At 40.5% G+C, this 10,000-nt stretch carries 10 protein-coding genes (1 of these 10 cut by a window edge); 1 reads left to right on the forward strand and 9 read right to left on the reverse strand.

Annotated features, from left to right (window positions below):
* Positions 1 to 151 precede the first annotated feature (151 nt).
* From glmS to sigW, 6 genes are all read right to left on the reverse strand, one after another.
* Entirely contained in the window at positions 152 to 1,954 is a 1,803-nt protein-coding gene (gene glmS / locus A6754_RS00005) for a glutamine--fructose-6-phosphate transaminase (isomerizing) (RefSeq protein ID WP_066441409.1), read from the reverse strand.
* Positions 1,955 to 2,536: 582 nt separating this feature from the next.
* The gene (glmM, locus tag A6754_RS00015) at positions 2,537 to 3,889 is read right to left on the reverse strand and encodes a phosphoglucosamine mutase (RefSeq protein ID WP_066441415.1); all 1,353 of its coding nucleotides are present in this window, start codon (positions 3,887 to 3,889) and stop codon (positions 2,537 to 2,539) included.
* A 19-nt stretch (positions 3,890 to 3,908) separates the two neighbouring features.
* Positions 3,909 to 5,225 (reverse strand): CdaR family protein, encoded by a 1,317-nt coding sequence (locus tag A6754_RS00020; protein ID WP_066441418.1) that lies wholly within the window; start codon positions 5,223 to 5,225, stop codon positions 3,909 to 3,911.
* Positions 5,218 to 6,057, reverse strand: coding sequence for a diadenylate cyclase CdaA (gene cdaA, locus A6754_RS00025; protein ID WP_066441420.1), 840 nt, complete (start codon positions 6,055 to 6,057; stop codon positions 5,218 to 5,220). The genes A6754_RS00020 and cdaA overlap by 8 nt, the downstream gene beginning before the upstream one ends.
* Positions 6,058 to 6,448: 391 nt before the next feature.
* Entirely contained in the window at positions 6,449 to 7,084 is a 636-nt protein-coding gene (locus A6754_RS00030) for an anti-sigma factor family protein (protein WP_066441423.1), read from the reverse strand.
* A 16-nt stretch (positions 7,085 to 7,100) separates the two neighbouring features.
* Positions 7,101 to 7,664: an RNA polymerase sigma factor SigW gene (sigW, locus tag A6754_RS00035; protein ID WP_066441425.1), complete on the reverse strand. Its 564-nt coding sequence runs from the start codon at positions 7,662 to 7,664 to the stop codon at positions 7,101 to 7,103.
* Between the two features lie 171 nt (positions 7,665 to 7,835).
* Here sigW and A6754_RS22215 point away from each other — a divergent pair, with 171 nt between their 5' ends.
* Positions 7,836 to 7,997, forward strand: a complete 162-nt coding sequence (locus A6754_RS22215) for an aspartyl-phosphate phosphatase Spo0E family protein (RefSeq protein WP_082851568.1) — start codon at positions 7,836 to 7,838, stop codon at positions 7,995 to 7,997.
* A gap of 147 nt (positions 7,998 to 8,144) precedes the next feature.
* Here A6754_RS22215 and rocF read toward each other — a convergent pair whose 3' ends face one another.
* From rocF to A6754_RS00050, 3 genes are all read right to left on the reverse strand, one after another.
* Positions 8,145 to 9,041 (reverse strand): arginase, encoded by an 897-nt coding sequence (gene rocF, locus A6754_RS00040; protein ID WP_066441428.1) that lies wholly within the window; start codon positions 9,039 to 9,041, stop codon positions 8,145 to 8,147.
* Between the two features lie 131 nt (positions 9,042 to 9,172).
* Positions 9,173 to 9,694 carry a GrpB family protein gene (locus A6754_RS00045; protein WP_066441431.1) on the reverse strand — a complete coding sequence of 174 codons (522 nt, stop codon included), beginning with the start codon at positions 9,692 to 9,694 and terminating at the stop codon, positions 9,173 to 9,175.
* A 42-nt stretch (positions 9,695 to 9,736) separates the two neighbouring features.
* On the reverse strand, positions 9,737 to 10,000 hold the 3' portion of the coding sequence (locus tag A6754_RS00050; protein ID WP_066441436.1) for a VOC family protein. It continues 132 nt past the right edge of the window; 264 of the gene's 396 nt are visible here — the last part of the coding sequence; its start codon lies off the right edge, out of view; its stop codon occupies positions 9,737 to 9,739.

Below are 10,000 nucleotides of genomic sequence, written 5' to 3' on the forward strand. Positions count from 1 at the left end.
TTCTTTTTCAAGCAAAAAAAGACCGAAGGTCTGCTGAATCGGATCAGGAAACCTTCGGTCTTGGAATCTTATTTTTATTTAAAGTACGTTATTTTTGTTTAAGGAACGGTTATAAAATTTTGAGACACTTTTGTTTATTCAATCCCAACTCTTACTCAACCGTAACCGACTTCGCCAGGTTTCTTGGCTTATCAACGTCACAGTCGCGGTGAAGAGCTGCGTAGTAAGCAATTAGCTGCAGCGGGATAACAGAGATAAGTGATGTTAATAGTTCGTGCACTTCTGGGATGATGAATGTATCTCCATCCATTTCAAGACCCTTCATCGAGATGATGCATGGGTTTGCACCGCGGGCTACAACTTCTTTTACATTGCCGCGAATGCTTAGGTTTACACTTTCTTGTGTAGCAAGAGCAATGATTGGCGTGCCGTTCTCAATTAGGGCAATCGTTCCGTGCTTAAGTTCACCGCCAGCAAAGCCTTCTGCTTGGATATAAGAGATTTCTTTAAGCTTCAGTGAGCCTTCCAGACCAACGTAGTAATCGATGCCGCGGCCGATGAAGAAAGCGTTGCGTGTTGTCGAAAGGAAGCTGCGCGCAATATCTTCGAACTCTTCCTTCGCATCGCAAAGCACTTCCATGCCGTTTGCGACAATACCCAGCTCTTGCACTAAATCAAATTCATGCTTGAAGCCTTTGCTTGCGCCGGCTACCTCCGCTAAAATCGCTAATACCGCAAGCTGTGCAGTATATGCCTTTGTGGAAGCAACTGCGATTTCTGGACCTGCGTGCAAAAGCAAAGTATAATCCGCTTCACGAGATAAGGTTGATCCTGGTACGTTAGTTACTGTCAGCGTTTTGTAGCCAAGCTTCGTTACGTTTACAAGCACTGCGCGGCTGTCTGCTGTTTCTCCGCTTTGAGAAATAAAGATGAACAATGGCTTTTCAGATAGAATTGGCATGTTGTAGCCAAACTCACTCGCAATATGCACTTCTACAGGAATTTTCGCTAACTTTTCAATAAATTGCTTTCCAACAAGGCCTGCATGATAAGAAGTACCAGCTGCAACGATATAAATACGATCAGCATCATTTACAGCAGAAATGATTTCTTCATCAATCGTCAGGTTGCCTGAATCGTTTTGATACGCTTGAATAATTTTACGTGTCACAAGCGGCTGCTCATCGATTTCTTTTAGCATATAGTGCGGATAAGTGCCTTTTTCAATATCACTTGCATCCAATTCAGCTGTATATGGGTCGCGGCTGATTGTTTCGCCGTTCATGTTTTGGATTGTTACTTGATCCTTTTGAACAATAACAATCTCTTTATCCATAAGCTCTACATACTGGTTTGTCACCTGCAGCATTGCCATAGCATCTGAAGCAACAACATTGAAATCTTCACCAAGTCCAACTAACAGCGGGCTTTTATTTTTAGCAACAAAGATCGTTTCTTTGTTTTCTTCATCCAATAGAGCGATTGCGTAAGAGCCTTTTAAAAGTCCAAGTGTTTTGCGGAAAGCCTCTTCCGTGCTTAAGCCTTCTTTGGCAAATAGATCAATCAGCTGAACGATAATTTCAGTATCTGTGTCACTCTCTAACGCTACACCTTGAAGATATTCACGCTTTAAAAGGTCATAGTTTTCAATAACGCCATTATGAACAAGTGTATAGCGGCTTGTTGTGCTTTGGTGCGGGTGAGCGTTAACTGTGCTTGGTACACCATGTGTTGCCCAGCGAGTATGCCCGATTCCTGTATTTGCAAGAACATCTTCTTCAACAATTGAGCGCAAATCTGCAATACGGCCTTTTTCTTTGAAAACTTGAACACCATCTTCGTTCATAACCGCGATTCCTGCTGAATCGTAGCCTCTATATTCAAGCTTTTCTAAGCCTTTTAGTAAAATTTCCTTTGAGTCATTATTACCGATAAATCCAACGATACCACACATACTTCTTTTCCTCCTAGTGAAGGGGCAAGAAGCCTTATAAATAGGGCATACTTGCCCCTTATCTCTGTAATTTTTTATTTTTGGTTGTATGATGTCGGACCTTTAAAAGAGTCCGTATAAAAGCATAGCCATTCTCAGCATTCTTTCTGTTAGTTTATGGCTTTCTGCTCATTTTTATTTAGCATTCTCTTCTCTTTGTGCATCAAGTTGCCTTAATGTTTTAAAGAAGAAATTTCGGTTTTGCTATCAACCGGGAGGTATCCGCCGAAAATTCGATAAACCTCCTCCTCGTCAACTAATCCATGACCGTCCGCGGATTAGTCCAGGCGCTTTTTATTTGTAAATATTCCATTCCTTTCCTCCTTCTTTAAATTCGTTTTTGCAGCCAAACCGCTTACAAAAACAGGATTATCATACCGTAAATAGTAAAGTTCGTCAATCAATAACCTAAAGAATGAACAATTTTTCACAATTGGATTTTTCTGAAAGAGCATTCTGTTCACTTCTTTTAAAATGACTGACCATATAAAAATATGCATGGAGGAAGTAAAATGTTCCCCCATGCATATCCTATTTGAATATCTATTCTTCTTTTAAACCCATTTCTGCCCGAACAACTTCCGCTATTCTTTCTACATAAGAATCACATTGTTCTTTTGTTGGAGCCTCTGCCATAACGCGCACAAGCGGCTCTGTGCCAGAAGGGCGAACTAGGATGCGGCCATCTCCATTCATTTCTTTCTCAACTTCAGAGATCACTGCACTTACTTTTTCATTATCTGTAACATGATGCTTGTCTGTTACTCGAATGTTGACAAGCTTTTGCGGAAACTTCTTCATTTCATTCGCAAGTTCGGATAGCGGCTTCTCCGTCATCTTCATGATATTTACAAGCTGAAGTCCGGAAAGCAGACCATCACCAGTCGTAATATAATCAAGGAAAATAATATGACCAGATTGCTCGCCGCCCAGGTTATAGCCGTTCTTTTTCATTTCTTCAACTACATAACGATCACCAACAGCTGTTTGCACGCTTTGAATGCCATGCTCCTCTAAGCCCTTATAGAAGCCCAGATTACTCATAACTGTTGATACAACCGTTCCCTGTTTCAGTCTGCCCTGCTCCTTCATGTATTTAGCGCAAATATACATGATTTGGTCGCCATCCACGATATCACCATTTTCATCAATGGCAATTAGACGATCTCCATCTCCATCAAAAGCAAGACCAACATCGGCGTTTTTCTCTTTTACGAAGGCAGCAAGTGCTTCTGGATGTGTAGAGCCGACACCTTCATTAATATTAAGCCCATTTGGCGATGCTCCCATCATGGAGAGATCTGCATCCAAATCCGCAAATAAATGTGTTGCAAGCGGTGAGGTTGCACCGTGCGCACAGTCTAGAGCAATATGTATGCCTGAGAAATCTTCGTCTACTGTTTGCTTTAAATATTGCAGGTACTTTTGGCCGCCTTCGAAATAGTCATTTACCTGACCAAGGTCTCCTCCTACAGGACGGGGCAAGCTGTCCTCAGGCTGATCCATGAGTGACTCAATTTCATTTTCCTGTTCATCAGAAAGCTTAAAGCCGTCTGGCCCGAAAAATTTAATGCCGTTATCTGCAACTGGATTATGAGAAGCTGAGATCATCACTCCTGCTTCTGCTCCAAGAGCTTTTGTTAAATAAGCAACTCCTGGTGTTGAAATAACACCTAAACGCATCACTTCAGCTCCAATTGATAAAAGGCCAGCTACCAAGGCTCCTTCCAGCATATGTCCGGAAATGCGTGTATCACGCCCAATCAGAACTTTTGGCCTGTCTTGATTTCTCGTTAGAACATAGCCGCCAAAGCGTCCTAATTTAAACGCCAGCTCCGGTGTTAACTCACTATTTGCAACTCCTCGCACTCCGTCAGTACCGAAATATTTACCCATGAAAAAATCGCTCCTTATTTTAAGCTTCTTTTTGTGAAATTGTTATGGTAGCCGTTTCAACAGCTAAACTCCAGTTCAGATTAGGGGGACCGTTTACATTAATCTCGACTTCATGATCCCCTTCCTCTAAATCCTCCAAATTTAACATTAAATCAAAGTCATTTGAAGCAAGTCCCTGTATTTCATTTCTTGGTCCTCGAACCGTAAGGCTTGTATTCCCATTTGCAGGTGTTTGGAATCTTGCATTATAGTTTTCACCCAAACCTGAAAGCTGTATGGGCAGATTAACCAAGGTTCTTGTTTCCTCTGTATTTTGTGCCTGATCTTGATCCTGCGTTTCTTCGCCACTATCATTGCCTTCATCTTCGCCTGTGTTAACAGCGGAAACTCCGATTCGAACAGTTACCTGTTCTGGGTCCACTTCAGTGATGCCATCTGATATGATCACTGGCAAGGTTTGTTCTGTATCCTCTTCCAGGCCGCTCACATCTACTTCAACTCGGACATTCTCTGTTTCACTAAGTACAGTCTCGCTTCCTGAAATAGTAGCCTCGTCCACATCAAGTGTTATGGAATCAATCACATAACCGCTGGCAGGGCTTCCTTCTTGTACCACTTGAATAGGCACCGTTTTCGCAAGCTGCTCAACAGGAATCGTGACCTCAATTTCAGCAGGTTCAACCACGACATTTAACTTATTCATATCCCGGTCGAACACACTTACACTTGCTGCCTCTGTTACAGTTTCTGTAATAGGACCTTCTAAATTATTCATCGTTGCTTTTACATAAGCAATACGATCAACAACATCTTTGCCCCCCGTAATAGTAACGGTATTAGGTTCTACAACAGGCTGCTCAGCTGTGAACCCTTCTCCAAGCAAGTTTTGGTTAAACTCAGCTTCAACCTGATAATCCTCTGATACTTTCTCTTGTACAGTTACTTCTGCACTTCCAGGTTCAATGGTAACTTCAAGTCTCTCGGATATGTCACTGATCTGCAGCGGAACATTTTGTGTGCCAATCTCAGCTTCCGTGAGATCAACATAAACTTCAAAATCCTGCTGCACGATTACCTGCTGCAAATTTGCGCGAGGGCCAGAGACTGTAACAGTGACGGTGTCCGGCACTCCGGTTACAACTAAATTTTCAGTATCGTAGTAGCTTTTCACTGGAATATCTTCGAGTACCTCTGAATCATGCTCACTCGGGACATTCATTTCGCTGACATCCTTATCAGGATCATATTGTGAGTCGAACAGAAGCAAAGCAAGAATCAACGCAAATACTTTCATAAACCAGCTAGTATCGATGAGCTTATCAATAAACTTATCCATTTTTCTTTCCCCTCCAATTCCATCGAGCGGAAGAAGTTTGCTTAGCAGATTGAGAAAGAAGCTCTTTAGTGAGCATTTCTTTAAATTGATCTGATTTGAGTTCTCGGTGCAGCTCGCCATTTTTAGTGACGGACACACTGCCCGTTTCCTCTGATACGACAATGGTTATACTGTCGGTCACCTCACTGATGCCAAGGGCTGCTCTATGTCTTGTACCCAGCTCCTTTGAAATAAAGGGGCTCTCTGAGAGCGGCAAGTAGCAGGCTGCAGCGGCAACTTGATTCTTTTGTAATATTACTGCTCCATCATGCAGCGGAGTGTTTGGAATAAAGATATTAATCAGCAGCTCAGAGGAAATCTTTGAATGAAGCTGTATACCTGTCTCAATATAATCCCCCATGCCTGTCTCCCGTTCAAGTGAGATCAGAGCACCAATTCTCCGTTTGGCCATGTAATCAACTGCTTTGGCAATTGCTTCAATTAATTTTTCCTGCTCTTCCTCTTCCTGATGCCCGCTTCTAGAGAAGAATCGCCCGCGTCCAAGCTGTTCTAGTGCTCTTCTCAGCTCTGGCTGGAAAATGATTGCGATAGCCAGGAACCCCCAAAGCAGCACTTGCTCCATCATCCATCCAAGCGTCTGTAAATGGAATTGATCACTAATGATCTTAACAAGCAAGATCACAAAAATCCCCTTTACAAGCTGTACAGCCTTTGTACCTTTTACAATCATAATCAGTTTATATATAACAAACCATACAAGGAGAATATCAATTGTGTTCGATAATAATCTAAATAAAGAGAAATCTGCAAACGAGAAATCCAAAAACGACATTGCTCTTCCTCCAGATCTATAGTAGAAAGTTCCAAAGTAATCCCGTTTTAAAACTGAATTTTTATGGACTTTATAGTTAAAAACATTCCAAAAGCCAATATTTACTCTAAGGCCATTGGTTATATGTAACTTTCATATTATATCATATTTCAGTGTAAATCCAATTTTCAGTTGATTTTCCTTTATCTTACCCTTTCCAGCAATTATGCGGCAAAGTTCCATGCAATCTCCATCAGCTGTTATTCACTTTTTATCCTTTTTGCATCGAAACTTCTTTTAGCCACAGGGATGGACTCCACTTACTTCTAGCATATATATGAAATTTCCTTCCATGATGCTCATTTAATAAAACAGAAAATAAAAAAGCAAGAGGAGGCGGTCTCCACTTGCTTTATTGAGTTTTAACGGTTTCTGTCTCACCGAAAATATTCATAACTTCCTCAGCCGTATTTTTAATGTGATACCACATCCAGTCGAACAGTTCATTCACTTCTTCAATTTCACCTGTTACATGGCCAGCTGAAGCCTGATAATTTTCACCATTAATTACTGTTACACTGCCCTCAACCTGTCCATCAATTTTGAGATTGCCATTTTTAACAACAACATCTCCCTTTACAACTTCACCTGCTGGAACAATAACTGTGTCATTTTCGATTACAAGATTGGGCTGTTTTGATACAGAAAGATGCGGATCATCATTCCAGGATGAAAGTAAACTGCCTGTCATTAAGACAATAAAGAGACTTGCTGCAGTTAAAAGCGGATGATGCCTTAACCAGCGCTGCATGCCCACCTTCTTTTTTTCTTTTGGCAGTCTCACCATCACACTTGCGGTGAAATCTGATGGTGCTTGTATATGTGAAGAACTTTGCACAAGGGCAATGGTTCTTTTTAATTCATGAAAGTGCGTCTGGCAATCTGGGCATTGCTGCAGATGTTCTCTTAATTCTTTTTCCTGTTCGGCTGAGATCTCATCATCTAAATACTCATGCATATATACGACGATTTCTTCTTGGCATTTCAAAGTTCTCACCCTCTTTTTAAAGGTATCGTAATTGATTTCTTAAAGCTTCCCTGCCTCGGTGGATTCTTGTTTTAACTGTTCCAAGCGGCAGATTTAATATTTCACTGATTTCATTTAGGGATAATTCCTCAATGTACTTTAATACGATAACAGAGCGGTATTTCTCTGGCAACTTAGAAATTTCTCTTTGAATGGTTTCCTGCAGTTCAAGACTTTGAACCTCTTCCTCAGGAAGTCTCGAATCCGAGGCAATTTGTGAGTACATGTTTAGGCCATCCGTACCTGCTACTTCTGCATCTAAATAATAATCTGGCTTTTTCTTGCGGATCCGGTCTATACAAAGGTTTGTCGCGATTCTATATAACCACGTTGAAAACTTTAGCTCGATATTAAAGCTCGTAATATTAACATATGCTCTTAGGAATGCTTCCTGTGCAATATCTTCCGCCTCATGTCTATTGCCTAACATCCGAAAGCATACATGAAAGACCTTATCCTTATACATTTCCACCACTTCTGCATAAGCGTCCTGGTCTCCCTTTATGACCTGCTTGATCCTTTTCTTTACGATTGTCTCCATTTATTTACCTCCGCTCTAGTGCGGCTATACGATATTACGAATCGATAGCGGAAAAGGTTTCACTTTTTTTAAATTCTTCAATCTCTATATTAACAAATTTTTACTCAAGTGGTTTAAAAAATTTCCTCTGAGGGTATAAAAGTAGTAAATTACACTAAAAGGAATGGTTTTATGTGTGTAGATGCCTTATTAAATGACATTGAATTCCATCGTCGTGAAATGGTTCACCTTGCAGCAACCACTTCACTATCAAGCGAGGAAGTGATTCGGACAAGCGTAAAATTGGATCAGCTTCTGAATGAATACAATATGATTCAATCAAAAAACAAATAAACCTATTACTTGAATTCAGCTATTTGGTTACTTCCAATAGCTTTTTTTGTTTTTAAGACTGTTTGAGAATATATGAAGTCCTTTCTAAATAAAAAAGTGACTTCAACAAAGAAATCACTTTTGTTCTATTATCTGCTTATTATGCTGTTATAGTAATTTTTCTCCAAGTAGAGAGCCCATTAATGCAACTGCTAGAGTCGCTGTTTTATTCTTTTCATCTAATATAGGGTTAACTTCCACAAATTCAGCTGAAGTTACGAGTTTTGATTCTGCTAAGAGTTCCATGGCCAAATGACTTTCCCGGTAGCTAATCCCGCCAATGACTGGTGTGCCTACACCTGGTGCATCATTTGGATCGAGGCCATCTAAATCTAATGAAAGATGCACACCATCTGTTTTATCTTTTAAATATTCGATGGTTTCCTCCATTACTTTTGCCATCCCCATCAGATCAATTTCATGCATTGTGAAAACTTTAATGCCTTTTTCTTTAATAAGTTCTTTTTCACCATCATCTAAAGCTCGTGCACCGATGAGGACAATATGCTCCGGCTTCACTTTCGGTGCATAGTTCCCTACATTCACTAATAGCTCGTGGCCGATCCCCATGCTCACAGCTAGAGGCATGCCATGAATATTTCCGCTTGGTGATGTTTCAGATGTATTCAGATCTCCATGTGCATCGTACCAAATAACACCCAGATTTTTATAATGCTTCGATATACCTGCCAATGTGCCGATGGCAATGCTATGATCTCCGCCAAGCACGAGTGGAAAGGAACCGGTTGAAATGGCTTGATCTACTTTCTCTGCAAGTAATTCTGTTTTTTCCGCTATTAAAGGCAGGTTTCTAAGATTTGATTCTGGATCTACTTCAACTTGCGGCCGGCCGACAGGAATATCACCTTCATCTATAATTTCATCAAATAGGTTCTGTAAGCGTTCATATACCCCTGCATAGCGAATGGCACTCGGACCCATATCCACACCACGTCTCATTTGTCCTAAGTCCATAGGCATTCCAATTATCTTGAGCTTTCTCATCAGCGATCCCCCTTATAATATATGTAACTCCTTTATTTTAACCGCTTTCAAAGAAATGACTCAACTCAACAAAATTATGTATATATATGCGGTCATAAGAGGAAAGAGCAGCATTTAGCTCATTTGAAACATTATCCATTGGTTAGGTTTGTCCACTGTAATGCTTTTTGTTCGATTTGTTTTACAAGGGGTTCCTTACCCTTTATGTAAGCGTCGATATCATATGGATATATAGATGCCAATTGCATTTTTAATTCTCCATATAGTTCTTTTATCTTTGGATGATTACGCAAGTAGTCACGAAAGGCGATATGCCGTGCTATATCTATACTGCCTTCCTGGTAAATATGAATGTGATGTGTGCGGTCATTTCCTCCCTTTTGGAAATAACGTCTATCTCTAATTCCATTCTCTCCTTTTGGTTCATATCCAAGCGAGATCATTGCTTCATTATGAGCATCCACTCTGTATACGTTATGTACAATTGGCATAATGTCTATGACAGGCTTGGCACTTAATCCTTCTACTGCTGTGCTGCCAATATGATGAATGGCCAGTAGTTCTCGTCCAAAGATCAGCTTGATTTTTTCCGCCTCTTTCTCAAATAATATATTCCAATCTGGATTATAGGGAGAAACCTCAACCTTTCTCATCTATATCTCCCCTCCGATTGGTGATGTGCTTTGCCAATAGCTCTATGGAGCGACAAGTTCAACCTTAATTCTGTCAGGATCTTCGAAATACACAGCATAATGGTCTTTCCCTCCCGCATATGGGTGTTGATTATTATAGAGGATTTTAATCCCCTTATCCTTTAGTCTCCTTGTTAATTCATCTACATGTTCATGTGAGCTGGCATGAAAGGCTAAATGGTTTAGTCCTACCCTACACCTATGATAAGGAATATCAAGAAACCTTTCTTCTGTTTGAACAAAAACAATATAGGTGTTCTCTATTTT

Source organism: Cytobacillus gottheilii (assembly GCF_001636345.1).
Classification (GTDB): domain Bacteria; phylum Bacillota; class Bacilli; order Bacillales; family Cytobacillaceae; genus Cytobacillus; species Cytobacillus gottheilii.